The organism is Lentzea sp. NPDC058436, assembly GCF_042721515.1.
Classification (GTDB): domain Bacteria; phylum Actinomycetota; class Actinomycetes; order Mycobacteriales; family Pseudonocardiaceae; genus Lentzea.
Genome location: NZ_JBHXLF010000001.1, coordinates 1,222,471 through 1,247,644 on the forward strand (window position 1 = coordinate 1,222,471; position 25,174 = coordinate 1,247,644).

Below are 25,174 nucleotides of genomic sequence, written 5' to 3' on the forward strand. Positions count from 1 at the left end.
CGGTACAAGCAAAACCCCCACGAAGCTGATGTTTCCATCAACCCCGTGGGGGTGAATAACGCTGGTGTCCGAGGGGGGACTTGAACCCCCACCCCCTTTCGGGGACTAGCACCTCAAGCTAGCGCGTCTGCCATTCCGCCACCCGGACGTATTTAGTTCTGCCTCGGCTCGCGCCGTGGTGTGTGCCTAGATTACATGATCGTCGGTGCGGGCCAAAATCGGGGGGCTGCGCGCCTGTTTGTGCTGGTAGGGGTTGGCTAGGGTCGTTGGGTGCGTGAGCTGACTGCGTGGTTGCTTGAGGCTGACCCTGCGTTGCGGTGGCAGGTTGAGCGGGATCTGGTGGGGGCGCCTGAGGAGGTTTGGCGGGCCACTCGGGCGCTGGTGGCCGTTGAGGGGTTTGGGGCTCGGTTGTTGGCCGCTCAGGGGGACGACGGGATGTGGGCTGGTGGGGCCTTCTTTCCCGCCGGCTTTGACGGGACGGAGGAGGGGCAGCCTTGGACGGCTACCACCTGGTCTCTGACGTCGTTACGGGAGTGGGGGCTTGATCCGGCCGTGCTGGTGGAGCGGCGGACTGTCGAGTTGCTGGACGCCGGGTGTCGGTGGGAGTACCAGGGGCTGCCCTACTGGGGTGGGGAGGTTGACTGCTGCATCAACTCCTGGACCTTGGCCAACGGGGTGTGGCTTGGGGTGCCTGTTGATGGGATCGCCTCGTGGTTCGTGGAGCACCAGCTCGGGGATGGTGGGTGGAACTGCGAGTGGGTTGAGGGGTCGGTTCGGTCTTCGTTTCATTCGACGCTCAACTCGTTGAAGGGGTTGTTGGCGCACGAGTTGGCTACTGGTGGGACTGTGGAGAGTCGGGCTGCTCGGGGGCTTGGGGAGGAGTACCTGCTTGAGCGGGGGTTGATGAGGCGCTTGTCCACTTCGGAGGTTGTGGGGGAGTGGGCGACTACGTTTCGGTCGCCGTTTCGTTGGGGCTATAGCGTTTTGAACGCCATGGAGTACTTCCGGGCTGCTGGGCGGCGGGGTTCTCGGATGGCTGAGGCCGTTGAGGTCATCCGTGGTGCTCGGCAGGCTGATGGGACTTGGCTGCAGGGTGGGCGGCATCCTGGGCGGGTGTGGTTCGAGACCGATGTTGCCGCTGGGGAGCCGTCCAGGTGGCTGACGTTTTATGCCTTGCGGGTGCTTGAGTGGTGGGATCGTTAGATCCAGCCTCTGGCTCTGGCGAAGCGGGCTGCTTCGTGACGGTTCGAGGCTCCCGTTTTGCCCACTGCTGAGGAGAGGTAGTTGCGGACTGTGCCTGGGGAGAGGGAGGCGCGGCGGGCTATTTCGTCGATGGGGGCGCCTTCCAAAGCCAGTTCTAGTACGTCTGCTTCTCTTGGGGTCAGGGGGCTGTCGCCTGCGCTGATTGCCTCTGCGGCTAGGGCTGGGTCCACGTAGCGGCCGCCTGTGTGGACGGTTCGTACCACGGTGGCGAGGACGTCTGAGGAGACGGTTTTTGGCAGGAAGCCTCGGACTCCGGCTGCCAGTGCTCGCTTCAGGTGGCCTGGGCGGCCGTGGCTCGTGACGATCATCGTTGAGCACGAAGGCAGCTCTTGAGCCAGGGACTGGGCTACCGAGACGCCGTCCAGGTCTGGCATCTGCAGGTCGATCACGGCCACGTCCGGGCGGACCACTCGGGCTGTGGCCAGGGCTTCCGCGCCTGTTGCCGCCTGGGCGACCACTTCCAGGTCGTCCTCCAGGGACAGGAGGGCGGCCATGGCGCCTCGGATGAGGTGTTCGTCGTCTGCCAGGAGGATGCGGATCACGGGAGCTCCACGGTCAGGACGAAGCGGTTCGGGGGTTCTGGGCTCGCCGTCACGGAGCCGCCGAGGGCCGCTATGCGTTCGTGGAGGCCTGTCAGGCCGCTGCCGAAGCGGAACGAAGCCAGGGAGACGCCGTCGTTGGTCATGGTCAGTACCTTGCCGCGCAACGTGATCGTGCACGAACGGGCCTCGCTGTGGCGCAGGACGTTGGTCACGCCCTCGCGGACCGCCCAGCCCAGGGCGCCCGCCGGTTCGCCGTCGAACGTGACGTCGCCGATCACCCGGCAGTCGATGCCGGCCGAGGCCAGCAACGAGCGGGCTCCTGCCAGTTCCGCGGAGAGGTCTGCGGTTCGGTAGCCGCTCACGACGGCTCGGAGTTCGTCGAGGGACTCGTGGGCTATGCGGCGGACTTCGAGCATCTCGTCGATCGCCGTGTCACGGCCGCGGCGCGCCAGTTGGGCTGCCAGGTCCGCCTTCAGCGCTACCACTGAGAGGTTGCGGCCCACCACGTCGTGGAGGTCTCGGGCGAAGCGCAGGCGTTCTTCGGCCACGGCCAGGTTGGCGCGGACTTCGCGGGAGCGGTCCAGTTCCCAGACGACGCTGAGCATCCACAGGGTCGAGCGGAACGCGGCTACGAGGAACTGCAGCATGACGGTGATGAACAGCGCGTGGCCCGGTGGTGCGGTGAGGAACATCCAGGCGCCGCCCGCCAGGGCCACGAGCATGAGGGTTCGCGGGCGGCAGACGGCGGACAGGGACGTGATCATCAGGATCAGGAAGATCACCGAGATGCCGTCGCCGGGGCTGTCCGGCTTGCCGGGCAACGGGTCCGGGTAGACCAGTTGCCCGGCGGCGACGGCGACGCAGGTGGCGGCGACGTAGATCGTCAGCTGGCGGCGGGGGTACGGCGCCCTGCCCAGGTGGTGCTCGATGCCGAAGTGGGCCAGGCGGATGCCCAGGTAGCCGTTGGCCAGCAGGGCCGCGATGACGACGACCATCGCCGTGGTGCTGATCTCCGGGGCCAGGCCGAGGAGCACGAGCGGTGGCAGGAACACGAAGCTCAGGTAGAACGTGTAGCGGACGAACAGGTCGAACCGCGCCGCGCTGCCACGGGACCGCCACCAGCCGAACAAGTTCACCTCCGCGGGTCCCACCTGAACCACCGCTGCACAGCGTAGGTCCCCAGGCCGATCCACACCGCCAGGACGATCAACGGCTTGAGCACCGGGCCGTCGGCCCAGCCCGCGCGCAGGAGCTCCAGCACCGGGGTCAGCGGCAGGTACTGCAGCACCCTCCCGAGGACCTCTGGCAGTGCGGAGAGCGGGAACATCAGGCCGGAGCCGAACAGGCACGCCATCAGGATCGGCAACGACGTCACCTGCGCCATCTCGACGGTCCGGGTGAACGCCGAGGAGGCCGCGGCCAGCAGCACGAAGACCGCGACGCCGCCGAGCACGCCCAGGAGCAGGAACCACGGCCTGGACGGCAGTTCGACGCCGGTGATCACCCCGACGACCACGCAGTACAGCACCATCTGGCCCAGGGCCACCACGACGGACGGCAGAGCCGCGCCGACGAGGATCTCCGGGTCGGTGAGCTCGCCGACGCGCAGGCGCTTGAGCACGAGCTCCTCGCGCCGGGCGACGAACGTGGTGACGAGGTTGTAGTACACCGCCATGAGCAGCGCGAACCCGACCAGGCCGACGACCAGCGGCACGCCCTCGGCGTCCACCGAGATCAGCACCGGCACCAGCAACAACGGCAGCAGCAGCGAGTTGAACAGCGCGGTCCGGTTGCGCCAGAACAACTTCAGCTCGGCCTGTCCCACAGCCACGGCCCTCATGCCGCCTCCTCCGCGATCGCCAGGAACGCCTCTTCGAGCGACGCCGAACGGGCGTCCAAACCGGACAGTTCCACGTTGTTGTGCTGTGCCCACAAGAGAAGCTCGTGCAGCGTCGACTGCAGCTCGTTCGTCCGCACGGTCACGCGACCCGATGAGTCCGCGTCCGCCACGACCGGCAGCGACACCCCCGCCGGCGGCACGAACGAGATGCGTGACGGGTACGCGTCGACCACCTCGGACACCGTCCCCTGCGCGACGATCCGGCCGCGGTGCATGATCGCCAGCCGGTCGGCCAGCGCCTGCGCCTCCTCCAGGTAGTGCGTCGTCAGCAGCACGGTCACGCCGTCGCGCAGCAGGGAGCGGATCAGCTCCCACGTGTTGCGCCGGCTCTCCGGGTCGAGGCCGGTGGTCGGCTCGTCGAGGAACAGCACCTCCGGCCTGCCCAGCAACGCGAGCGCGAGGTCGAGCCGCCGCCGCTCGCCGCCGGAGAGCTGCTTCACCCGCACCGAGGACCGGTGAGCCAGGTCGACGAGGGTCAGCGCCTCCTCGACGGGCCGGGGCGAGGTCAGCGTCCCCGCCCACATTTTCGTCGCCTCGGTCACCGTGAGGTCGGGCGGGAAACCGCCTTCCTGCAACATCACGCCCATCCGCGGCCGCACGGACGAACGTTCCTCGAACGGGTCGTGGCCGAGCACACGCACGGTCCCCTCTGCCGGACGTGAGAGCCCTTCCACCACCTCCACGGTCGAGGTCTTCCCCGCACCGTTCGTACCGAGCAGGGCGAACATCTCGCCCCGCTCGACCTCGAAGGACACACCGCGCACAGCTTCGAAACCTCCGCTGTACCGGCGAGTCAGCCCCCGCACCTCGATCGCTGTCATACAAGAACGATCTCGGGAAACACCGGCGCCCGGCAGTGCCGTCCCACATCAGTTCCCCATGACAGATGTCATGAGAGCCGGCTGGGTGCGGGGGAGTTGCGGTCTTTGGATTAAGGTCGTAATCTCACGACTGTGCCAAAACAAGCGGACCCCGCCGAACGGCGTCAGCAGGTGGTGGCCGCCCTCTACCGGGTGGTCGACGCCGAGGGGCTGGACGCGGCGAGCCTGCCCAGGATCGCCAGGGAGCTGAACGCCACGACGGGCCTGCTGCAGAAGTACTTCCGCAGCAAGGACGAGCTGCTGCTGTTCGCGCAGGACCAGCTCGTGGAGGAACTGACGGCGAGCGTGCAGGGGGTCCTCGACCGGGAGGGGAGCTTTCAGGACCGGCTGTGTGAGGCGTTGTGCGCCATCGCGCTCGTGGGTGACGCGGCACGCGCACGGGTGTGGCTCGCGTTCGCGGCGAGGGCGGCAGCGAATCCCGTGTTGCTCGAACGGCACAAGCAAGGCGCACGCGTGGTCAGGGACCTGTGCAGGCACGTGCTGGAGGCCGAGGGCCTGGACGGCGGGGAAGCCGTCGGGCTCGCGGCACTGGTGGACGGGGTGACGGCGCAACGGGCGCTGGAACCGGACGAGATGACCGAGGAGGTGGCGGAGCGCGTGATCGCACGCCACCTCGAACGACTGTGGGGGAGCACGTGACACTGGGACTGGTGGCGGCGCTGGTGGGGCTGGCGCTGCTCGACTCGACGAGCATCGGGACGCTCTTCGTCCCGATCTGGCTGATGCTGACGCCGGGCAGGCTGAAGCTGAGCAGGTTCGCCGTCTACCTCGGAATGATCACCGTCTTCTACTTCACCGTGGGCGTCCTCATCGTCCTCGGCGCCTCGCAGCTGATCGACCGGCTCGACGGTCAAGTGGTCCTGTGGGGCCAACTGGTGATCGGCGTGCTGCTGTTCGCGGTGAGCTTCCGCTTCGACGGCAAGAAGAAGCTCGACACGGTGAAGTGGCAGAACCGGGCCAGCGGGTCGACCATGGCGCTCGCGGGGGTCGCGGTGCTGGCGGGCGTGGTCGAGCTCGCGACGATGCTGCCGTACCTGGGTGCGATCGGCATGATGAGCTCCGCCGACCTGAGCGCGGGTCAGATCGGGCTGCTGCTGGCCGGGTACTGCCTGGTCATGATCCTGCCGGCGCTGCTGCTGCTCGGCGGCAGGATCGCCCTGCGCACGAGGATCGAACCGTTCCTGACGAAGATCAGCACGTGGTTCGCCGAGAAGGGTGCGGGCATGACGGGGTGGATCCTCGGCATCGCCGGGTTCCTCGTGGCGCGCGACGCGATAGCGCGGCTGTTCTTCGTGTGAAGCAGTTGATCCGGTTGGCTGAACGACCCGGTTTCGTTTCGCTTCTACACTCGCGAGGTGACCGGGCTCGACGATCCGCGCAGATCGGTCCCGCGCGCACTGGCGCCGCTGCTCCGAATGGAAGTGGCGCCGGTCGCGGTGAGCATTTTCGACGCCATCGAGAAAGCCATTCCGGAATACAGCGACTTTCGTGAGAACGTGGTCGACGGAATCCGGCAGGCGTTGGTCAAGTTCGTCGACCGCATCGCCTCGCCGGACTCCGAGCCCGACCCGCACGACGACATCCACCGCAAGCTCGGCGCGTGGGAGTTCAAGTCCGGACGCAGCCTCGACAGCCTGCAGGCCGCCTACCGCATCGGGGCGCGGGTGGCCTGGCGGCACGTCTGCGGGTTCGCCGAGCAACGGGAGCTGTCGCTGCGCGAGATGTCCGTGCTCGGCGAGGCGATGATCGCGCACGTCGACGAACTGGTGAGCCTGTCCGTCGAGGGGTACGCGGCGGCGCAGGCGAGTGCGGCAGGCACCCTGGAACGCAAGCGGCGCAAGCTGATGGAGCTGCTCGTCGGTGATCCCGCGGGCAACTGGCAGGCGGTGCTCGACGCGGCGCGGGCGGCGGCGTGGCCGATGCCCGAACGGCTGGCGGCCGTGGCGCTGGAGCCGCCCGCCGCGCCCGCGGACGACCTGCCCCCCGACGTCCTGGTCGACTTCGAGGACGCCGAGCCGTACCTGCTCGTGCCGAACCCGGTGGCCGGTGCGCGGTGGTTGCGCAGGGCCGGCTGGAGAGCGGCCGTCGGTGTGCCCGTCGAACCGCAGGACGCGCCCAGGTCGCTGGCCTCGGCGCGACGGGTGCTCGCCCTGGTCAACGGGCAGGTCCTGCACGCCGCCGACCACCTCGTCGAACTGACCGTGCTCGCCGACGAGTTCCTGGCGCGGCAGCTGGCACAACGCGCGCTGGCGCCCCTGGCCCCCCTCACTGAACGGCAGCGCGTCAAGCTCGCCGAGACGCTGCTGGTCTGGCTGTCGGCACGCGGTGGTGCCCCGGAGGTCGCCGCCAGGCTCCAGGTGCACCCGCAGACCGTGCGCTACCGCGTGAACCAGTTGGACGAACTGTTCGGCGACCGAATGCACGACGCCGAGGAACGGTTCACGCTCGAACTCGCCCTGCGCGCGCACTATTTGTTGCTGCGCGACTGACAAATCGCCGCAAGTCATTTCGCACGCGGATGACAAAAGCGCGTTTTCGCTTGCCTCCCGGAATGCGGCGTGGTTACTTTACTGGCGAGTAAAGCAACACCGCCTTCTTGCAGTTCAATGTCGTACTCCTGGAGGTCCCTGCAGATGAAGACCGGACTTTTCGCGCGCGCCGCCGCAGTCCTCATGGTCGCCGGAGCGCTGAGCGTGGCGACGGCCGGCACCAGTTCCGCCGCGACCGCCGAGCTCAGCATCACCTACTCCTGCCAGTTCTCGATCGCCGGCACGCACGACGTGCCGTCGGTGGTCAACTCGCCGAACCTGCCCGACTCGGCCGCCGTCGGCGTGCCGACCGCGCCGGCCTCGACGACGGTCACGTCGACCGTCTCCGACGACGTCCGCAACACGCTGTGGTGGATCGGCGGCCGCTCGGTCGACGGCACCCTCACCACGAACATCGCCGTGAACAACGCGGGCAGCGTCCAGAACCTGACCTCGACGCTGACCATCCCGAACACGCCGGTTCCGAACTCCGGCACGTTCCAGGTCGTCGCGAGCGGCAGCCTGCCCGCGCTGACGCTCGCCAACCCCGGCACGACGTCGATCAACCTGGGCACCGCGGACCTCGCACTGACGCCGCGCTACCAGAACGGCGAGCCGACCTGGATCGGCGTCGTCCACGTCCCGTGCACCGTCAAGGCGGGCCAGGTCACCAAGTTCTACGAGTTCCAGGTGGCGTAGCCCCCGGTCCTGCGAGTGGCGTGGCACCCGTCCCGTGATGGGATGGCGGCCATGGAGCTCCAGCAGCTGGTGGACCGCATCGCCGCCGAGGTGACGCCCGGTGGCGCGCCGGCCGACTACATACCGGCGCTGGCCAGGATCGACCCGCACGCCTTCGGCCTCGCCGTCGCGACACTGGACGGCGAGGTCTTCCGCGCGGGACAGCACGACAGGCCGTTCTCGATCCAGAGCATCTCCAAGGCGTTCACGCTCGCTCTGGCCCTCGCCGAGAACGACGACGTGTGGACCCGCGTCGGCCGCGAGCCGTCCGGGTCGCCGTTCAACTCGCTGGTGCAGCTGGAGACCGAGCAGGGCGTCCCGCGCAACCCGTTCATCAACGCGGGCGCCGTCGTCGTCACCGACCACCTCGGCCTCGGCGCGGCCGACCGCCTCCTCGACTTCCTGCGGCAGGAGAGCGGCAACGAGGCGATCACCATCGACCCCGAGGTCGCCAAGTCCGAGATGGACCACAGCGACCGCAACCGCGCGCTCGCGCACTTCATGGCCTCCTACGGCAACATGCGCAATGCCGTCGACGTGGTGGTGCACGAGTACGTGCGGCAGTGTTCGATCGCGATGAGCTGCTCGGACCTCGCCAAGGCCACCCTCTTCCTCGCCCGCCACGGCGTCCGCAACGACGGCACCCGGTTGCTGAACGTCAGCGGGGCCAAGCGCGTCAACGCGGTCATGCTCACGTGCGGCACCTACGACGCCGCCGGCCAGTTCGCCTACCGCGTCGGCCTGCCCGGCAAGAGCGGCGTCGGCGGCGGGATCATCGCCGTCGTCCCAGGGAAGTGCGCGATCTGCGTGTGGAGTCCAGGATTGGACGCGCGCGGCAACTCCGTCGCCGGGGTCGACGCGCTGGACCGTTTCACCACTCTCACAGGCTGGTCCGTGTTCTGACGGATGGTAGGAAGACGGGGTGAGCACAACGGGGAACGCACTGGCACTGGCTGAAGAAGAAGTCGTCACGCTCGTCAGCGAGCTGATCAGGATCGACACGACCAACACGGGTGACCCCGACACGGTCGTGGGGGAGCGCGAGGCTGCCGAGTGGGTGGCCGAGAAGCTGTCCGAGGTCGGCTACGAGACCACCTACGTCGAGTCCGGGGCGAAGGGCCGCGGCAACGTGGTCGCGCGTCTGAAGGGCGCCGATCCCAGCCGTGGGGCGCTGCTCGTCCACGGACACCTCGACGTCGTGCCCGCCGACGCCTCGGAGTGGTCGGTGCACCCGTTCTCCGGCGCCGTGCAGGACGGGTACGTGTGGGGCCGCGGCGCGGTCGACATGAAGGACATGGTCGGCATGACGCTGGCCCTCGCGCGGCACTTCAAGCGCGAGAACGTCGTGCCGCCGCGCGACATCGTGTTCGCGTTCCTCGCCGACGAGGAGGCCGGTGGCCTGTTCGGCGCGAAGTGGCTGGTGGAGCACCGGCCAGAGCTGTTCGAGGGCGTCACCGAGGCGATCAGCGAGGTCGGCGGCTTCTCGATCACGCTCAAGGACGACGTCCGCGCGTACCTCGTCGAGACCGCCGAGAAGGGCATCCGCTGGCTCAAGCTGCGGGTCAAGGGCACCGCGGGCCACGGCAGCATGATCCACCGCGACAACGCCGTGGCGAAGCTCGCCGCCGCCGTCACCAAGCTCGACCAGCACCAGTGGCCGCTGATCATCCGGCCGTCCGTGCGCGAGTTCCTCGACGGCGTCACCGAGATCACCGGCCTGGAGTTCCCCGACGACGACGTCGAGGGCTCGATCGGCAAGCTCGGCGCGCTGTCCCGCATGATCGGCGCGACGCTGCGCGACACGGCGAACCCCACGATGCTCTCCGCCGGGTACAAGGCGAACGTCATCCCGTCCACGGCCGAGGCCACTGTGGACTGCCGCATCCTGCCCGGCCGCGAGGAGGCGTTCGACCGCGAGCTCGCGGAGCTGCTCGGGCCGGACGTGGAACGCGAGTGGGTCGGCCTGCCGCCGGTCGAGACGACGTTCGACGGCGCACTGGTGGACGCGATGACGGCGTCGATCATCGCCGAGGACCCCGGCGCCCGCGCGCTGCCGTACATGCTCTCCGGCGGCACGGACGCCAAGTCGTTCCAGCAGCTCGGCATCCGCAACTTCGGCTTCGCGCCGCTGAAGCTGCCCGCCGACCTCGACTTCTCCGGGCTCTTCCACGGTGTGGACGAGCGAGTGCCGGTCGACGCGCTCAAGTTCGGCGTGCGCGTGCTGGACCGTTTCCTGCGCAACAGCTGAGGAGGCTGTCGTGTCCACTGTGGACCTGTCCGGTCAGGTCGCGCTCGTCACCGGCGGCGCGCGGGGGATCGGTGCCGCTGTGGTGCGGCGGCTCGCGAAGCTCGGTGCGCGGGTGGCGGTGCTCGACCTCGACGCCGCCGGCGCGCACCGGGTCGCGTCCGCGGCCGGAGGCGTCGCCATCGCCGGTGACGTCACCGATCCCGAGACCATGCCCGCCGTCGTGGAGCAGGTCGAGAAGGAGCTCGGACGCCTCGACGTCGTGCACCTGAACGCCGGGATCGGTGGCGGCCAGCCCGGCGTGGACGCCCTGGACGTCGCCCGCTACCGCAAACTGGTCGGCGTCAACGTCGACCACGTCGTGTACGGCGTCTGCGCGGCCGTTCCGGCGTTGCGGCGGCAGGGTGGCGGGAAGATCGTGATCACCGCCTCGCTGGCCGGCCTCACGGCGATGTCCTCCGACCCGCTGTACACGCTGACCAAGCACGCGGTCGTCGGGTACGCGCGGGCGGCGGGACAGGCGCTGGCGGGGGAGGGCATCACGGTGTCCGCGCTGTGCCCCGGTTTCGTCGACACGTTGCTGCTCGGCGCGGCGAAGGAGGAGTTCGACGCCGTCGCGTTCCCGCTGCTGACGCCGTCGGACGTCGCCGAGGCGTTCCAGTCCGTGCTGGCCGCGGGGCAGCCGGGGGAGGCGTGGGTCATCCAGCCCGGCGGGAAGGCGTCGCCGTACGACTTCCGCGGTGTACCGGGGGTCGGTGGCGGGCAGAGGCCGCCGGAAGTCGTTCTCGGTCGCGGTTAGGGCGTGTCCGGAACCGGGTTGTCTCGTTAGGACGAACAAGACGACCACGGTGAAAGGACTGCGCATGGTGCGCCTGGAGGACGGGACCGAGCTCAACGTGGTGCGCGCGGGCGATCCCGAGGCACTGGTGACGGTCGTGCTCGCGCACGGGTACGCGCTCGACCACCGCAGCTGGCACAAGGTCGTGGCGCAGCTGAGCCAGGAGTTCCAGGTCATCGCCTACGACCACCGCGGTCACGGCGGGTCGGGCGGCGCGTCCAAGGAGACGGCGACGATCGAGCAGCTGGGGGAGGACCTCGGCGAGCTGATCGAACGGGCCGTGCCGCAGGGGCAGGTCGTCGTCGCCGGGCACTCGATGGGCGCCATGGCGGCGCTCGCGATGGCCGAACGCAGGCCGAGGCTGTTCCGGCAACGGGTGCTGGGCAACGTGTTCGTGTCCATGGCGGCGAGCGGGGTCTCGGAGACGACGCTGGCGTGGCCCAAGGCCGTCGGCAAGCTCGTGCGGGAGCTGGAACGCGCGTTCGGGCCGATCGTGCGCGCGGTGCGGGAGAAGATCGAGCCCGCCAAGACGGCCGGGCTGCGGTGGTGGCTGTTCGGCGACCAGCCCTCCGACGAGGACGTGGAGCTGACCGCGGACATGGTGTGGGGGCACTGGCCGGAGACGGTCGCGCTGTTCCGGCCCGCCGTGGACCGCTACGACCGCGAGGCAGGCCTGACCGTCGCCCAGGAGAAGGCCGTCGTCGCGGTGGTGGGGGACGAGGACCGGCTGGTGCCCGAGGCGGACGCCGTGAAGTTCGGCGGAACGTCGGTGGTCCTGGCCGACGCCGGACATATGCTCCCGTTGGAACGACCGGCGGAGCTCGCGAACCTGATCCGCGAGGTGGCCGCGAAGGCGTAGCTGGGGGACCGGTGCAGTACCTGGAGCCGCGGACCGACGTGCCCGCGAAGGACGACTGGTCGACCGGCCTCATCCTGCAGGACCTGCGCTGGGGAGCGAAGGCGCTCGGCGGCATCGCGGTCGTGGCGGGTGCCGGCGCGGTGACGTGCTGGCTGCTGCCGTCGTCGCCGGGCAACGTCGGCGCGCTCGTGGTGCTGGCGCTGGTCGCGGTGCTGTGCGGGCTCGGTCCGTTGATGTACCGCGCGGAGACCAGGGCCGAACGGCGCGGGTTGCTGGAGCAGCCGTGGCGGCGCGTCGGGGTCCGGGTGGCGGAGAAGCACGACGACGGGACCGATCGGCTGCTGCTCGACGACGGTCTCGTGCTCAAGGGCTGGTTCGAGGACTTCCCGGACATGGCGCTGGAGCGGCAGGAGGTCTTCGTCTGCGGCCCGGACGCCGGCGGCAGGGCCGTCGTGCGGGTCGCCGGGTTCGCCAAGATGGAGAACGCCAAGGTTGACAGGCGCGAGGCGGAGCACCCGCTGCGCGATCGAGTGGAACGGCCGCTCGCCCGTCCGCTGGACGACCCGGCGACCGCGAGGGCCTACCGGGGCATGCGGTGGGGCGTGCGGGCGTGGCTGTGGTCGGCCGCTCCCGCGGGCCTGGGGGCGGTGGTGGTCCTGCTTAGCCTGTTCCCGCTCGCCCCCGCTGGGCTCGTGGTCGGCGGGCTCGTGCTGGTGACGGGACTGCTGGGCGTGCCGACGTCGATCGAGATCAGCCGCTGGTACCGCGACGCCGTGACGGCGGTCGGCAACTCGGCTCAGTGGACGCCGGTGGCCGTCACGCTGTTCCCGTGGCAGCCCAACCAGCACGTCGCCGGGCTCGCGGAGATGCCCGGCGGACTCGCGCTGGTGCAGTTCGTGCTGCCCGACCTGAACGTGGTCGCGAACATCGCCGACACCGGTGTCATGTGGATCGCCGGCACGCACGACGACGTGATCGCGGTCGGCGTGCCGCGCGTGCCGGTGCTGACGTTCGCCGCCGTCCAGCCGGATCGGGACGTCCCGGAGGAGGACCCGATCCCCTGGATCCAGCGGTTCACCCAACCCGACTTCAGCGGCCTGCCGCGCTAGACCTGCGCCTTCCCGGCGGCCGGCCGAACAACCGGACGTGCTCGCCGACCAGCCAGTCCTTCAACGGCGCCCACTCCGGGTGGTGGTTGAGCACCAGCAGGCGGTGCATCCACCAGTTCGGGTCGTCGTGGCGGGGGAACGCGGCGAGCCACGCGGCCCTGCCCTCCTCCGGCAACGCCCAGAGGTGGGCCAGCTGGCCCTCGGCGTCCGTGTCGAGTTGGGCGGTGACCTTGCCGTCCTCGGTGTGCCATTCCGCGCGCAGTTCGCGCAGCACGGTGAGAGCGCGCTCGTCACCCTCCTCGGCGGTGACGACAACGGTGTGCAGGCCCCGCGCCGCCGCATCGGCGAGCAGGGCACGGGCGGACGTTTCGTCGTGCGGCAGTGCGCTGTGAGCGACCCCGACTTCGTGCGGCACGAGCTCCATGACCCAGAATCTGATCATATCGACAACCGGTTCGGTGAATTTTATTGCTTCAGTGTTGACTGATGGCTCACCTTCCGCCGGTCGGCGCACCGAGTTGGACGAACGTTGTTGTACGGCGCCCCGACATCGACACCGCACAACGTTTTCGCACTACAAATGCGGTCGAGAGGAAAGGTGGGGGGTCTTGTTCAGCAGAGAGGCCTCGGCTCGACGCCGGGGAAGTATTGCTCCCAATGACGAGTGGACAGGTGCGCCGTCGTAGTAGCGCACACGCGGGCTGCTGTGGCTTCCACGTCGATGTCCCACACGCGGACGGTGCGGTCCGTGCCGGCGGTGGCCAGCGTCCGGTTGTCCGGCGCGAAGGCCACGCCCCAGACCCGTTCCGTGTGACCGTGCAGCACTGCCCGCACCTGGGGGTTGCGGGGATCGCGCACGTCCCACACGCGGACGAGGTCGTCGGTCGTCCCGGCCGCGATGAGGGTGCCGTCGGGGGAGAAGGCGAGGCGCTGCAGCGGCCCGCTGTCGTTGGGGAGGGACCCCAGTTTCCGCGGGTGCGCGGGATCGCTGATGTCGTACAGCGCGCCGCTGCTGTCCTGGTTCGCGAACGCCATCACGGTGCCGTGGATGACGACCGTCATGACCTCCTCGCGGCCGGCCTGGGCGCCGCGGCGGATGGGGTCGAGGTTGTCGTCCGTGCGCAGGGCGGGGTAGGGGCGCGGCTGGGCCTGGTCGCTGACGTTCCACAGGTGGAGCTCGCGGCTGCCGTTCGCGATGACGAGCGTGCGGTCGTCGCCGGAGAACTCGATCCGCCAGACCGTGTCGGTCTTGGGCACGGCGAAGCTGCCGGTCTTCACCGGGTTCTTCGGGTCGCTGACGTTCCAGAGCGCGATCTGGCCCTCGCGTTCGGCGACGGCGAGGGTCCTGCCGTCGTGGCTGAAGTCCGCCGCGGTGATGGAGTCGCCGCTCGTGATCCCGCGGCTGATCTCACGCGGCTTGGCGAGATCGCTGACGTCCCACAGGACGTTGGCCGTGAGGCTCGTGCCGAACAGGACGTCGCCGGCCGGGTTCAGGTCGACGGTGAACGCCTCGTCGTGCGGGGCGAGCTCGGGCAGGGCCGTGATCTCCTGGGCGTGCGTGTCCTCCTGCCGCCAGAGCCTGATGGTGCCGTCGCTGGAGGCGGTCGCGAAGAACCGGCCGCGCTGGTCGTACTCGAGTCTCCACACGGTCCACCGGTGGTGGCCGTAGGTGAGGTTGCCGAGGTCGAGGACGCGGACCTCGGTGTCGGTGCTGGCGGTGACCATCCGCCGGGAGTCGGGGCTGAACGAGACCGAGTAGATGCCGTCGGTGTGGCCGGGCAGGGCGTGGGCGAGCTGGATGGCGCGCGGGTCGGACACGTCCCAGATCCGGGTCGTCTTGTCGCCCCCGCCGCTGGCGAGGAACCTGCCGTCGGGGGAGAAGGCCATCGTGTGGATCGAGAACACGTGCCCGGTCGCGTGACCGATCTGCGTCGGGTTGCGGGGGTCGGTGACGTCCCACAGCCGCACGTCGCCGTTGTTCTCGCCGGTGGCGAGCACCTTGCCGTCGGGGGAGAAGACGCTGGAGTCGGTCGCCAGGTTGGTGGGGGAGGGCGTGATCGTGGCGAGCGGCGCTCCGGTCGCGAGGTCCCAGAGCTTGACGAGGCTGTCCCACGACGACGTCGCCACGACGGTGGCGTCGTTGTTGAGCGAGAGGCTGTGCACGAGCGTGTCGTGCGCCTGGATCGTGCGCACGAGCGAGGCGGGGCCGGACAGGGACCAGAGCCGGACGGTGCCGTCCTCGCCGGTGCTGACGATCGAACGGCCGTCCGGGGTGAACTGGACGGCCTCGACCTGCCCCTTGTGACCGGAGATGCGTTCCTTCTCGACGGTCCTGCGCGGGTCGGAGACGTCGAAGAGGCGGATGAACCCGTCCCAGTTCGCCGTGGCGAGGGTGCGGCTGTCCGGGCTGAAGGCCATGCTGTGGGTGGCGTTGTCGCCGGCGTGGACGCGGCTGAGCTCCACGGGGTGGTTCGGGTCGCTGACGTCCCACACGATCAGCAGCTCGTCGTCCCCCGCGCTGGCCATGAGCTTGTTGTCCGGGCTGAACAACGCGAACGACAGCGCGTCGCTGTGTCCGGGCACCACGGTGACCTGGGGTGCGGCGAACGTGCTGAGCACGGCGTCCCTGGTCGCCGGAAGGCCGCTGATCCGGTAGGCGGCGAGCCGGAGGCGGTTCGCGAGGCCGGGGTCGCGGGCCTGCAGCCCGTTTGCCTCGGCGATGGCCTTCTGCGCGAGGGCATCGGTGCGTTGCTCGGTGGTCTCGCGTTGGGCGCGCACGGCGAACACGAACGAGGCCGTCGCCACGAGCAGCAGCACCGCGAGCAGCGCCACGACCCTGCGGAGGTTGGTGGCGCGGCGCCTCCCGGCGGCCTGCTCGTGTTCGACGGACGCCCTGCTGGCGTCGAGGAACGTCCGCTCCTCGGCGTTGAGGGCCTCCGGCTCGCGCTGGGCCCAGTCGGTGGCCTGGGTGAACGGCACGCCGCGGTAGAGCGAGCCGGGATCCCGCTGATGCGCCTCCCAGTCGGCCGCGGCGGCGGTGAGCCTGCGGTGCACGCGCAGGTCGTCGCGTGCCTCGGCGAGCCAGTCCCGCAGGCGCGGCCAGCTGCGGATGACCGCCTCGTGGCTGATCTCGACGCTGTCGTCGTCGACGGTGAGGATGCGCGCGCTCGCGAGGTGTTCGACGACCTCGTCCGCCGCGAGCTCGGAGCGTTTGACGCGGCGTTTGGTGTCCTCAGTGCCGTCGCCGGGGTTCACCAGGCGCAGGAACACCTGGCGCGCCTGGGTCTGCTGGTGTTCGTCGAGCCCGGTGAACGCGTGCTCGGCGGTGTTCGCGATGGCGCGGGCGATGCCGCCGCTCTCGTGGTAGCTGGTGAGGGTGAGGGTGTTGCCGCGCTTGCGCTGCCACGTCTCCAGCAACGCGTGGCTGACGTGGGGGAGCACGCCCGGCTCGCCGGTGGCGTCGGCGATCAGGCGGGCCACGAGTCCGGTCTCCAGCGCGCAGCCGACCTCGACGGCGGGCTGGGTGATGGCCTTGCGCAGCTCGTCGGTGGTCATGGGCCCGACGAGCACCTGGGCGTCCTCGACGGCTTTCGCCAGGTCGGGGTAGCGGGCGCAGTGGCCGTAGAAGTCGGCGCGCATGCCGATGACCGTCTTGCCGGTGCGACGGGTGAGCGCGGCGATGAACTCGTCGCGGTGCGGGAGGGAGAAGACCTCCTCGAACTGGTCGACGACCAGCAGCCCGTCCGTGTCGGGGAGCGGGCTTGACGGTGTGATCAGCTCACCGTCGGTGCGGGCCAGCAGACCGGCCCTGAGCAGCGACGACTTGCCCGATCCCGAGGCGCCGACGACCAGCACGGTGTCGTGGTGCTCAAGTTTGCCGAGCAGCTTGCCGACGAGTCGTTCCCTGCCGAAGAAGCGGTCGGCGTCGTGTTCGGTGAAGGCCTTGAGGCCGACGTAGGGGGAGGCGCCGTTCTCGGGTTGCGCGTCTGTCTCGCCGATCTCGCGCCAGCGCTGTTCCCACAGCTCCTCGTCGCCGCCGCAGGCGCGGACGAACGCGAGCGCCACGGCGAGGGAGGGGAGGCGCTGGCCGCGGGCGGCGTCGGCGAGGGTGCTGGCGGAGTAGTGGCTGAGCTTGCCGAGTTCGCGGTAGCCGGGGGAGCCGGCCTTCTCGCGGAGCTTGCGCAGGTCGAACGCGAACTGTTCAACGGGCCCGGCGAACGGGTCGAGCGGTTTTTCCGGGCGAGGCATGCAGGGGAGTCTGCCATTCGGCCGTACATCGACAATCTCTATAGCTTCAGTGTTAACTGAAGTAGATCATCAGTCGATGGTCGCCGTCGCCCGGCAGGTACAGCGTCTCGAACACCAGGAGGTAAGGGCTCCAGCGCTCGGTGCCGGTCGTGGGCGGCAGGGAAGCGGCGGTGTCGTAGCGGTCGGTGAACGCGGCACCGGCGGTGATGGAGAGCTCGAACGCGAGCGCGGCCGCCGTGGGATCGCCCAGGTCGGCCGCCGCGCGCAGGCCTGGGGCGCGGCGGCCTGCGATCTGCTCCCAGTCGGGGTGGTGGGCCTTGGCGGGCGGGCTGAAGGCGAAGCGGACGAGGTTCTGCTCGCCGTCCAGGCCGGAGATCTCGCGGAACCCTTCCGTGCACGCCAGGACGTCGCCCGCGGGGGAGAGGACGGCGGCCGCGGTGGGTTCCAGGGCGTCCAGCGTGGCCCGCACAGTTGCACGCAGCGGCGGTGGAGGTGCGGGGGAGCAGGCCGCGTCGGCCTTGATGAGGCGGTAGAGGTGGACGCGTTCGTCCGCGGTCATCGTCAGCGCGTCGGCGAGGGCGGACAGGACCTGGCCGGAGGGGGAGCGGTCGGTGCCGCGTTCGAGGCGGGTGAGGTACTCGACGCTGATGCCGGCGCGGTCGGCCAGCTCGCCGCGGCGCAGGCCGGGGGTGCGGCGGCGTTCGGTCGTCGGGGGAGTGGTGGCTTCGCGGCGGGCGCGCAGGAAGCGGCCCAGGGCGTTGTCGGCCATGATCGAAGACTCTAGAGGGGCCCTGAGCGGGACTCCCTCCGTTCGGCGGCCGCGGCGATGCTGTGGATCATGCGATACCGACTGTTCGGACGGACCGGCCTGCGGGTCTCGGAGTTGTTGCTGGGCACGATGACGTTGCGTTCCGTGGACGTGGCACGGCCGGTGATCGACGCCTACGCGGACGCCGGCGGCAACTTCCTCGACACCGCCTCGGCCTACGGCGAGAGCGAGGAGGTGCTCGGCGCCGTGCTGAGCCGCCGCGACCGGTTCGTGCTCGCGACGAAGTACACGTTGACGCGCGACCCGGCGGACCCGAACGCGGGCGGGAACCACCGCAAGAACCTGGTGTCGTCGCTGGAGCGGTCGTTGCGTCGGCTGCGCACGGACTACGTGGACGTGCTGTGGGTGCACCTGTGGGACCGGCACACACCGGCCGAGGAGACGATGCGAGCGCTGGACGACGTGGTGCGGGCGGGGAAGGTGCTCTACGTCGGGGTGTCCGACGCGCCGGCGTGGTTCGTGGCGCGGGCGAACACGCTCGCGGAGTGGCGGGACTGGACGCCGTTCGCGGGGTTGCAGGTGCCGTACAACCTGCTGAAGCGCGACGTGGAGCGGGAGTTGCTGCCGATGGCGGACGCGCTGGGGCTGACCGTGGCGGCGTGGGCTCCGTTGGCTGCGGGGAAGCTCTCCGGTGGCACGCAACGGGCCGGGCGTCTGTCCGAACGGGAGGAACGCGCGGCTCGGGCCGTGCGGGAGGTCGCGGACGAGGTGGGCGCGACGCCCGCCCAGGTGGCGCTGGCGTGGCTGCGTTCGTCCGGTGCGCTGCCCTTGGTGGGCGCGCGGACGCCGGAGCAGGTGCTCGACTGCCTGGGCGAGGTGGTGCTGCCGCCGGAAGCGGTCGCGCGCCTGGAGGCGTCGGCCCCGTTCGAGCGGGGCTTTCCGGCGGACTTCATCGCCGAGTGCGATCCCGGCGCGTTCGGTTCCGGCGTCGTCGTCAGGTGATGAGGCCTGGCAGCAACGACGGCTGGACCTTGCGGCGAAGCCAGATCTTGCGGGAGCCGTCGCCGTAGAGCAGCGTGCGGGACAGTTCCCAGCCGGCGAACTCGGCGTGGATGGCCAGCTGCGTGGTCGCGGTGCGGCGGGAGATGCCGGGCGGCAGACGCAGCGGCCGGTACTCCCAGTCTCCGTCGATCACCCCTTCGGTCATGGTGAGATCACCTGTACCCCTCCGTTGTCGCCGGACGTGACGGTGACGCGTCCGGACTCCTGGTCGACGCTGACGGTGTTGGGTTGACGCACGGTGGGGAACCGGTACTTCTCGGCCGGTTCTCCCGCGGCGACGTCGAGTCCGACGACCTCGTTGCGCTCGGTGAGCGTGATCCACGCGATGTCGCGCTTGCCGTCGTAGGCGATGCCGTAGGGCGTGCCGGGCATGGGGTAGCGCTGGCGCATGATCAGCGGGTCGATCGAGAACGCGATGAACTCGCCGCCGCGGGTGTCGACGACGAGCAGGCGCCCGAAGCGGTCCGCGACGCCGTTGGTGGCGCCGTCGCCGGCCCGCAGTCCTGTGCCCCTGGCCTCGGCGCCCTTGTCGTCGGTGGTCATCTCGAACACGGCGCTGCGCAGGCGGTCGAGCTCGACGTTGCGGCCGTTGACCTGGAACTTCCGCGTGGTGTCGCCCTCGGTGAACGTGCCGCCGGGGGTGATGTCACCGGGCGGGGTGGCGTTCTGGGCGGGGGAGTGGGCGGGCTTGGCCGCTTCGAGGACTTCCGCGACCTGCAGCGGGTCCTGTGACCCCTCGCTCTGGCCGCACGCCGTCAGCGTGGCGGTGGTCAAGATCAGAGCAGCGAGCCGGCGCAAGATCGGTTCCTCCTGGCATACGTCGTGGTCTTTCCAGGATCCACGACGTTCGGGCGGAGGTCACGCAAGGGGTGGGGTGAAACTCATCGGGCAGCTCTGGTGTTTACCTCTATAGCTTCAGTGTAGACCGAAACTAATGCTCACCGATGGTCAACCCACAACGCAACCAACAGCAGAAAACCAGCAATGAAAGAGGGGTGCTCAGGGCATCGGGCGTTCGGGGTAGCCGAGCTCGATGGCGCTGACGTCGTCCAGCGCGGCGCGGATCGCCGGGGGCAGGGTGAGCTGCTCGGCTTCCAGGGAGGCGATGAGCTGGTTGGTGTCGCGGGCGCCGACGACGGGGGCGATGACGCCGGGCCGGTCGCGGACCCAGGCGAGGGCGACGCAGAGCGCGGAGGTGCCGAGGCCTTCGGCGGCGGTGGCGACGGCCTGGACGATGCGGGCGGCGCGGTCGTTGCGGTGTTGTTCGACGTAGCCGGCGAAGTGGGCGGAGGCGCCGCGGGAGTCGGGCGGGGTGCCGTTGCGGTACTTGCCGGTGAGGACGCCGCGGCCGAGGGGTGCCCACGGGAGGAGTCCGAGGCCGTGGTGCCGGGCGGCGGGGGCGACCTCGCGTTCGATGCCGCGTTCGAGCAGCGAGTACTCGACCTGGGTGGAGATGAGGGGGTGGGTCGTGGGGGTGAGGGCGGCGGTGGCGAGTTGCCAGCCGCTGTAGTTGGAGATGCCGGCGTAGCGGACCTTGCCGGAGTTGATGGCGTGGTCGAGTGCGGAGAGCGATTCCTCGATGGGGACGCCCGCGTCCCAGGCGTGCAGTTGCCAGAGGTCGACGTGGTCGACGCCGATGCGGCGCAGGGATCCGTCCAGTGCGGACAGCAGTGCTCCGCGGGAGGCTCCTCCGCCGAAGGGGCCTTCTGTGCGGCGGGCGACTGCTTTGGTGGCGAGGACGAGTTCGTCGCGGGGGACGATCTCGCCGAGGAGGCCGCCGAGGATGCGTTCTGCTTCGCCTTCGGCGTAGACGTCGGCGGTGTCGACGAGGGTGCCGCCGGCGTCGGCGAAGGCCATGAGCTGGGTGGCGGCCTCGTCCGCGTCGGTGTCGCGGCCCCACGTCATCGTGCCCAGTGCTGTCCTGGAGACGCGCAGGCCGCTGCGGCCGAGGTATCGCTGTTCCACGTGCGCGATGCTAAGGGGTGATCATCGTGTGAGCCTGGCAATCGGTGTTACTGACCGGTAGGGTCTCGCTGCGTGAAGCTCGGATTGAACCTCGGATACTGGGGCGCCGGCAACGACGCCGCGAACCTTGAGCTGGCCAAAGAGGCCGACCGTCTCGGCTTTTCGGTGGTGTGGGCCGCGGAGGCCTACGGTTCCGACGCGCCGACGGTGCTCGCGTGGGTGGCCGCGCAGACCGAACGCATCGACGTCGGTAGCGCGATCTTCCAGATTCCGGCGCGGACGCCCGCGATGGCGGCGATGACCGGTGCCACTTTGGACACGTTGTCGGGTGGCCGGTTCCGGATGGGGCTGGGTGTGTCGGGGCCGCAGGTGTCGGAGGGCTGGCACGGTGTGCGGTTCGACAAGCCCCTGGCGCGGACGCGTGAGTACGTGGAGATCGTGAAGAAGGCGCTGACGCGGGAGAAGCTGCGGTACGAGGGTGAGCACTACACCCTGCCGTTGCCGGACGGTCCCGGTAAGGCGTTGCAGCTGACCGTGCACCCGGTGCGGGAGCAGATTCCGATCTACCTGGCGGCTGTGGGTCCGAAGAACCTGGAGCTGACGGGGGAGATCGCGGACGGGTGGCTGGCGATCTTCTTCTCGCCGGAGTTCTCGGCGGAGTCCCTTGCCAGTGTGAAGGCGGGCCGGGAGAAGGCCGGCAAGACGATGGAGGGGTTCGACGTCGTTCCGACGGTGCCCCTGGTCGTCGGTGAGGACTGGAAGGCGTGTGCTGACCCGGTTCGCGCGTACACGGCGCTGTACGTGGGCGGTATGGGCAGCCGCAAGCAGAACTTCTACAACAACCTGATGGTGCGCATGGGTTTCCCGGATCAGGCCGAGGAGATCCAGGAGAAGTACCTGTCCCGCGACTACGCCGGGGCGATGGCCGCGATCCCGCTGGAGTTCCTGGACGCGACGGCGTTGCTGGGGCCGAAGGAGCGCATAGCAGACAGGATGAAGGCGCTCGCTGCCGCGGGGGTCACCACGCTGTCCGTTTCGCCGATGCTGCAAGATCTGGAGCAGGGGATCGCGGGCCTTCGCACCGCGGCCGAGGCTCTGGATCTGGCAGGAGTGGGTAGTTGAGCTGGTTGCAGGCTCTTGTCCTCGGACTCGTCCAAGGACTGACGGAATTCCTGCCGATTTCCAGCAGTGCGCACCTGCGCATCACGTCGACGCTGTTCTTCGGCAACGACGCGGGCGCTTCGTTCACCGCGGTGATCCAGTTGGGTACCGAGGTGGCGGTGCTGATCTACTTCGCCAAGGACATCGGGCGCTTCATCAGCGCCTGGTTCCGCGGCCTCTTCTCCGCGGAGGCGCGGAAGGAGAAGGACTACAAGCTCGCGTGGTACGTGATCATCGGTTCCGTGCCGATCTCGGTTCTCGGGTACCTGTTGAAGGACGAGATCCGGACGTCGGCGCGGAACCTGTGGATCACGGCGACGATGCTGGTCGTGTTCGGTCTGCTGCTGGGTCTGGCGGACCACCTGGCGAAGCAGCAGCGTGACGAGCTGCGGATGAAGGACGCGATCGGGATGGGTCTGGCGCAGGCGCTGGCGCTGATCCCGGGTGTGTCGCGTTCGGGTGGCACGCTGACGGCGGGTCTGTTCCTGGGGCTGACGCGTGAGGCGGCGGCGCGGTACTCGTTCCTGCTGGCGATTCCGGCGGTGTTCGGGGCGGGGTTGTTCTCGATCCCGGACGTGCTGGAGCGCACCGGTGAGGGTGTGCAGGCGTCGATTCCGCAGATGGTCGTGGCGACGTTGATCTCGTTCGTGGTGGGGTACGCGACGATCGCGTGGTTGTTGAAGTACGTCTCGAAGCACTCGTACTCGGCGTTCGTGTGGTACCGGTTGATGCTGGGTCTGGTGCTGATGGGGCTGCTGTCGATGGGTTTGCTGCAGCCGAACTAAGGTGGGTGCCGTGGCCACGGTGATCCTGCTCCGACATGCTCGTTCGACTGCCAACGGTTCTGGTGTGCTCGCCGGGAGATCGTTGGGTGTGGGGTTGGACGAGCGGGGGCGGGCGCAGGCGGCGGCTCTGGTGGGTCGGTTGAAGGACGTTCCGGTCAGCGCGGTGGTGTCGTCTCCTCTGCAGAGGTGTGAGGAGACGTTGGCGCCGTTGCTGGCCGATCGGTCTTTGGAGGCCGTTGCGGAGCCGGATTTGTCCGAAGTGGACTACGGCGCGTGGACCGGTAAGGCGTTGAAGGACCTGTACGACGAGCCTTTGTGGAAGGTCGTGCAGCAGCATCCGTCCGCCGCCGTGTTTCCCGATGGTGAGGGTTTGGCGCACGTTCAGTCTCGTGCTGTGGCGGCGGTGCGGGCGCATGACGCGCGGATTTCCGAGGAGCACGGTCCTGGTGCTGTGTGGGTGTTGTGCTCGCACGGTGATGTGATCAAGGCGGTGCTGGCGGACGCGTTGGGTGTGCATCTGGACGGGTTCCAGCGGATCGTGGTGGATCCGTGTTCGATCTCGGTGGTGCAGTACACGCAGACGCGGCCTTTTGTGTTGCGCACCAACGACAACGGTGGGGATCTGTCGGGTGTGGTGCCGGTGGCGCCGCCGCAGGAGGAGCCGTCGTCGGACGCTACCGTGGGTGGCGCGACCGGAGCCTGAGGTAGCGCTGTTCTGGTGCGCTGAGGGTGAGTTTCGCGGCTTTCTCGTATTCGGCGCGGGCTTGGTCGTGGTCGCCTCGCAGGTCGAGCAGGTGTGCTTTGACGGCGTGGACGCGGTAGTGGTCGAGTTCCAGTGTGGACAGTTCTGTCAACGCCTGGTCGGGGCCGTGGACCATGGCGACGGCGACGATGCGGTTGAGTGAGACCATCGGGCCGGGTGCGGTGACGGTGAGCAGGTCGTAGAGGCCGAGGATCTCGGGCCAGTCGGTGTCGTCGGCTGTTTTGGCGTCGGCGTGGACGGCTGCGATCGCTGCCTGTAGCTGGTAGGGGCCGATCTGGGCGGTCTCCAGTGCCGTTCTGATGAGCCCTGTGCCTTCGTCGATCGCTTCGGGGTCCCATTTGTCCCGGTCCTGCTCGGTGAGCGGGATGAGGGCGCCGTGGGGGTCGGTGCGGGCGGGCCGGCGTGCGTCGGTGAGCAGCATCAGCGCGAGCAGTCCGGTGAGTTCGCCGTCGTTCGGCCTGCGTTTGTGGAGCTGGCGGGTCAGGCGGATGGCTTCGGCGGTGAGGTCGACGCGCAGCAGGTCGTCGCCGGAGCTGGCGGTGGAGCCCTCGGTGAAGATCAGGTAGAGGACGTGCAGGACGGCGGTGAGGTCCTGGGGTGGCCGGAACTTGGCGCCGGACTGCTTGATCTTCTGCTTGGCGCGGCTGATGCGTTGCGCGACGGTGGCTTCGGGGACGAGGAACGCGCGGGCGATCTCGGCGGTGGTGAGTCCGCCGACGGCGCGCAGGGTGAGGGCGATCTGCGAGGCCGTGGTGAGGGTCTCGTGGCAGCACAGGGCGAGGATCGTGAGCGTGTCGTCCTGCGCGGGCACCGGGTCGGGCGGTGGGGGTGTGAGGGCGACGACCTTGTCCTCGCGCTGACGGCGGGCGGTGTCGGAGCGGTACTGCTCGATCCACCGGCGTGAGGCGGCGGTGATGAGCCAGCCCTTGGGGTTGTCCGGGACGCCCTGCGACGGCCATTGCTGGGCGGCGCCGAGCAGGGCTTCCTGCACGGCGTCCTCGCAGACGTCGAACTGGCCGTGGCGGCGGACGAGCACGCCGAGGACCTGCGGCGCGAGGGTGCGCAGCAGGCCCTCCACTTCTGGTGTCACGCGCCGTCCAGCATCGACATGTCCCAGACGGGCCGTACCTCGATGCCGTCGTTGTGGGCGTCGGGCAGGGTGGCGGCGTGGGCGATGACCTGGTCGATCGAGTCGGCTTCGACGAGGTAGAAGCCGGCGAGGTACTCCTTGGCCTCGGCGAAGGGCCCGTCGGTGACGACGACCTCGCCGTCGCGGATGCTGACGCCCTTGCCGGTCTCGGGGCCGGGCAGGCCCTCGCTGACGACGAGCTCACCGGAGGCGCGGAGCTTGGCGGAGAGGTCGTAGTGGTCCTGGCCGAACTTCATCTGCTGCTCTTCGGTGAGCTTCTCCCACGCGGCCCGCGACTTCGGGTTGCTGTAGATGAGGATCAGGTACTTCACTTCCGGCCTCCTCGTGGCTGGTTGCCCGAAAAATCTTCTCACCGCCGTGTCGAGACC

Annotated in this window: 26 protein-coding genes and 1 tRNA gene; 14 read left to right on the plus strand and 13 right to left on the minus strand. The window is 69.4% G+C overall.

Annotation, left to right across the window (positions count from 1 at the left end):
• Positions 1-62: 62 nt before the first annotated feature.
• Positions 63-148, minus strand: a tRNA-Leu gene (locus ACFWN2_RS04700).
• 122 nt (positions 149-270) lie between these two features.
• Between ACFWN2_RS04700 and ACFWN2_RS04705 the strand changes: the two genes are divergently transcribed.
• Complete coding sequence (locus tag ACFWN2_RS04705; protein WP_382424906.1) at positions 271-1,203, plus strand: squalene cyclase; 933 nt, start codon at positions 271-273, stop codon at positions 1,201-1,203.
• Here ACFWN2_RS04705 and ACFWN2_RS04710 read toward each other — a convergent pair.
• The 4 genes from ACFWN2_RS04710 to ACFWN2_RS04725 are packed head-to-tail and all read right to left on the minus strand — an operon-like array spanning position 1,200 to position 4,526.
• Entirely contained in the window at positions 1,200-1,805 is a 606-nt protein-coding gene (locus tag ACFWN2_RS04710; RefSeq protein WP_382424907.1) for a response regulator, read from the minus strand. The two genes, ACFWN2_RS04705 and ACFWN2_RS04710, sit on opposite strands and share 4 nt — an antisense overlap.
• Complete coding sequence (locus tag ACFWN2_RS04715; RefSeq protein WP_382424908.1) at positions 1,802-2,965, minus strand: sensor histidine kinase; 1,164 nt, start codon at positions 2,963-2,965, stop codon at positions 1,802-1,804. The genes ACFWN2_RS04710 and ACFWN2_RS04715 overlap by 4 nt, the downstream gene beginning before the upstream one ends.
• Positions 2,938-3,645: an ABC transporter permease gene (locus ACFWN2_RS04720; protein ID WP_382424909.1), complete on the minus strand. Its 708-nt coding sequence runs from the start codon at positions 3,643-3,645 to the stop codon at positions 2,938-2,940. Before ACFWN2_RS04720 ends, ACFWN2_RS04715 begins: the two co-directional genes overlap by 28 nt.
• Complete coding sequence (locus tag ACFWN2_RS04725) at positions 3,642-4,526, minus strand: ABC transporter ATP-binding protein (RefSeq protein WP_382424910.1); 885 nt, start codon at positions 4,524-4,526, stop codon at positions 3,642-3,644. Before ACFWN2_RS04725 ends, ACFWN2_RS04720 begins: the two co-directional genes overlap by 4 nt.
• A 132-nt stretch (positions 4,527-4,658) precedes the next feature.
• On the opposite strand from ACFWN2_RS04725, the gene ACFWN2_RS04730 reads away from it, so the two are divergent.
• The 9 genes from ACFWN2_RS04730 (at position 4,659) to ACFWN2_RS04770 (ending at position 12,903) form a co-directional block, all read left to right on the plus strand.
• Entirely contained in the window at positions 4,659-5,225 is a 567-nt protein-coding gene (locus ACFWN2_RS04730) for a TetR/AcrR family transcriptional regulator (RefSeq protein ID WP_382424911.1), read from the plus strand.
• Positions 5,222-5,884, plus strand: a complete 663-nt coding sequence (locus ACFWN2_RS04735) for a GAP family protein (protein ID WP_382424912.1) — start codon at positions 5,222-5,224, stop codon at positions 5,882-5,884. Before ACFWN2_RS04730 ends, ACFWN2_RS04735 begins: the two co-directional genes overlap by 4 nt.
• A 57-nt stretch (positions 5,885-5,941) precedes the next feature.
• A complete protein-coding gene (locus tag ACFWN2_RS04740) occupies positions 5,942-7,075 on the plus strand; it encodes a PucR family transcriptional regulator (RefSeq protein ID WP_382424913.1) in 1,134 nt (377 codons plus the stop codon).
• A gap of 144 nt (positions 7,076-7,219) precedes the next feature.
• Positions 7,220-7,813, plus strand: coding sequence for a DUF6801 domain-containing protein (locus ACFWN2_RS04745; protein ID WP_382424914.1), 594 nt, complete (start codon positions 7,220-7,222; stop codon positions 7,811-7,813).
• Positions 7,814-7,864: 51 nt separating this feature from the next.
• The gene (locus ACFWN2_RS04750) at positions 7,865-8,755 is read left to right on the plus strand and encodes a glutaminase (protein ID WP_382424915.1); all 891 of its coding nucleotides are present in this window, start codon (positions 7,865-7,867) and stop codon (positions 8,753-8,755) included.
• A 19-nt stretch (positions 8,756-8,774) separates the two neighbouring features.
• On the plus strand, positions 8,775-10,100 hold the full coding sequence (locus ACFWN2_RS04755) for a M20/M25/M40 family metallo-hydrolase (RefSeq protein ID WP_382424916.1): 1,326 nt from the start codon (positions 8,775-8,777) through the stop codon (positions 10,098-10,100).
• A gap of 10 nt (positions 10,101-10,110) precedes the next feature.
• Positions 10,111-10,896, plus strand: a complete 786-nt coding sequence (locus ACFWN2_RS04760; protein WP_382424917.1) for an SDR family oxidoreductase — start codon at positions 10,111-10,113, stop codon at positions 10,894-10,896.
• A gap of 64 nt (positions 10,897-10,960) precedes the next feature.
• Positions 10,961-11,794 (plus strand): alpha/beta fold hydrolase, encoded by an 834-nt coding sequence (locus tag ACFWN2_RS04765; RefSeq protein WP_382424918.1) that lies wholly within the window; start codon positions 10,961-10,963, stop codon positions 11,792-11,794.
• Between the two features lie 11 nt (positions 11,795-11,805).
• Positions 11,806-12,903: a hypothetical protein gene (locus tag ACFWN2_RS04770; RefSeq protein ID WP_382424919.1), complete on the plus strand. Its 1,098-nt coding sequence runs from the start codon at positions 11,806-11,808 to the stop codon at positions 12,901-12,903.
• On the opposite strand, the gene ACFWN2_RS04775 is transcribed toward ACFWN2_RS04770, so the two are convergent.
• The 3 genes from ACFWN2_RS04775 to ACFWN2_RS04785 form a co-directional block, all read right to left on the minus strand.
• Positions 12,884-13,345, minus strand: a complete 462-nt coding sequence (locus ACFWN2_RS04775; RefSeq protein WP_382424920.1) for a hypothetical protein — start codon at positions 13,343-13,345, stop codon at positions 12,884-12,886. The two genes, ACFWN2_RS04770 and ACFWN2_RS04775, sit on opposite strands and share 20 nt — an antisense overlap.
• A 170-nt stretch (positions 13,346-13,515) precedes the next feature.
• Entirely contained in the window at positions 13,516-17,151 is a 3,636-nt protein-coding gene (locus tag ACFWN2_RS04780; RefSeq protein WP_382424921.1) for a hypothetical protein, read from the minus strand.
• A gap of 52 nt (positions 17,152-17,203) precedes the next feature.
• Positions 17,204-17,920, minus strand: coding sequence for a helix-turn-helix domain-containing protein (locus ACFWN2_RS04785; protein ID WP_382424922.1), 717 nt, complete (start codon positions 17,918-17,920; stop codon positions 17,204-17,206).
• A 69-nt stretch (positions 17,921-17,989) separates the two neighbouring features.
• Between ACFWN2_RS04785 and ACFWN2_RS04790 the strand changes: the two genes are divergently transcribed.
• Positions 17,990-18,922 (plus strand): aldo/keto reductase, encoded by a 933-nt coding sequence (locus tag ACFWN2_RS04790; RefSeq protein WP_382424923.1) that lies wholly within the window; start codon positions 17,990-17,992, stop codon positions 18,920-18,922.
• On the opposite strand, the gene ACFWN2_RS04795 is transcribed toward ACFWN2_RS04790, so the two are convergent.
• The 3 genes from ACFWN2_RS04795 to ACFWN2_RS04805 form a co-directional block, all read right to left on the minus strand.
• The gene (locus ACFWN2_RS04795) at positions 18,915-19,127 is read right to left on the minus strand and encodes a DUF5703 family protein (protein ID WP_382424924.1); all 213 of its coding nucleotides are present in this window, start codon (positions 19,125-19,127) and stop codon (positions 18,915-18,917) included. The genes ACFWN2_RS04790 and ACFWN2_RS04795 overlap by 8 nt on opposite strands.
• The gene (locus ACFWN2_RS04800) at positions 19,124-19,780 is read right to left on the minus strand and encodes a YncE family protein (RefSeq protein WP_382424925.1); all 657 of its coding nucleotides are present in this window, start codon (positions 19,778-19,780) and stop codon (positions 19,124-19,126) included. Before ACFWN2_RS04800 ends, ACFWN2_RS04795 begins: the two co-directional genes overlap by 4 nt.
• A gap of 201 nt (positions 19,781-19,981) precedes the next feature.
• Positions 19,982-20,947: an aldo/keto reductase gene (locus tag ACFWN2_RS04805; protein WP_382424926.1), complete on the minus strand. Its 966-nt coding sequence runs from the start codon at positions 20,945-20,947 to the stop codon at positions 19,982-19,984.
• 72 nt (positions 20,948-21,019) lie between these two features.
• Between ACFWN2_RS04805 and ACFWN2_RS04810 the strand changes: the two genes are divergently transcribed.
• Genes ACFWN2_RS04810 through ACFWN2_RS04820 form a run of 3 tightly spaced genes read left to right on the plus strand, consistent with a single transcriptional unit; the run spans position 21,020 to position 23,596 of the window.
• Positions 21,020-22,069 (plus strand): LLM class F420-dependent oxidoreductase, encoded by a 1,050-nt coding sequence (locus ACFWN2_RS04810; RefSeq protein WP_382424927.1) that lies wholly within the window; start codon positions 21,020-21,022, stop codon positions 22,067-22,069.
• Positions 22,066-22,893 (plus strand): undecaprenyl-diphosphate phosphatase, encoded by an 828-nt coding sequence (locus tag ACFWN2_RS04815; protein ID WP_382424928.1) that lies wholly within the window; start codon positions 22,066-22,068, stop codon positions 22,891-22,893. The genes ACFWN2_RS04810 and ACFWN2_RS04815 overlap by 4 nt, the downstream gene beginning before the upstream one ends.
• Positions 22,894-22,903: 10 nt before the next feature.
• Positions 22,904-23,596, plus strand: a complete 693-nt coding sequence (locus tag ACFWN2_RS04820) for a histidine phosphatase family protein (RefSeq protein ID WP_382424929.1) — start codon at positions 22,904-22,906, stop codon at positions 23,594-23,596.
• On the opposite strand, the gene ACFWN2_RS04825 is transcribed toward ACFWN2_RS04820, so the two are convergent.
• Both ACFWN2_RS04825 and ACFWN2_RS04830 read right to left on the minus strand, forming a co-directional pair.
• On the minus strand, positions 23,568-24,746 hold the full coding sequence (locus tag ACFWN2_RS04825) for an RNA polymerase sigma factor (RefSeq protein WP_382424930.1): 1,179 nt from the start codon (positions 24,744-24,746) through the stop codon (positions 23,568-23,570). The two genes, ACFWN2_RS04820 and ACFWN2_RS04825, sit on opposite strands and share 29 nt — an antisense overlap.
• The gene (locus ACFWN2_RS04830; protein WP_382424931.1) at positions 24,743-25,117 is read right to left on the minus strand and encodes a YciI family protein; all 375 of its coding nucleotides are present in this window, start codon (positions 25,115-25,117) and stop codon (positions 24,743-24,745) included. Before ACFWN2_RS04830 ends, ACFWN2_RS04825 begins: the two co-directional genes overlap by 4 nt.
• Positions 25,118-25,174 lie beyond the last annotated feature (57 nt).

Excerpts from the sequence above, each read along its gene's own strand:
- ACFWN2_RS04725 (WP_382424910.1), bottom strand. The coding sequence starts at position 4,526 with ATGACAGCGATCGAGGTGCGGGGGCTGACTCGCCGGTACAGCGGAGGT.
- ACFWN2_RS04785 (WP_382424922.1), bottom strand. The coding sequence starts at position 17,920 with ATGGCCGACAACGCCCTGGGCCGCTTCCTGCGCGCCCGCCGCGAAGCC.
- ACFWN2_RS04750 (WP_382424915.1), top strand. The coding sequence starts at position 7,865 with ATGGAGCTCCAGCAGCTGGTGGACCGCATCGCCGCCGAGGTGACGCCC.
- ACFWN2_RS04745 (WP_382424914.1), top strand. The coding sequence starts at position 7,220 with ATGAAGACCGGACTTTTCGCGCGCGCCGCCGCAGTCCTCATGGTCGCC.
- ACFWN2_RS04790 (WP_382424923.1), top strand. The coding sequence starts at position 17,990 with ATGCGATACCGACTGTTCGGACGGACCGGCCTGCGGGTCTCGGAGTTG.
- ACFWN2_RS04775 (WP_382424920.1), bottom strand. The coding sequence starts at position 13,345 with ATGATCAGATTCTGGGTCATGGAGCTCGTGCCGCACGAAGTCGGGGTC.
- ACFWN2_RS04795 (WP_382424924.1), bottom strand. The coding sequence starts at position 19,127 with ATGACCGAAGGGGTGATCGACGGAGACTGGGAGTACCGGCCGCTGCGT.
- ACFWN2_RS04720 (WP_382424909.1), bottom strand. The coding sequence starts at position 3,645 with ATGAGGGCCGTGGCTGTGGGACAGGCCGAGCTGAAGTTGTTCTGGCGC.
- ACFWN2_RS04765 (WP_382424918.1), top strand. The coding sequence starts at position 10,961 with ATGGTGCGCCTGGAGGACGGGACCGAGCTCAACGTGGTGCGCGCGGGC.
- ACFWN2_RS04780 (WP_382424921.1), bottom strand. The coding sequence starts at position 17,151 with ATGCCTCGCCCGGAAAAACCGCTCGACCCGTTCGCCGGGCCCGTTGAA.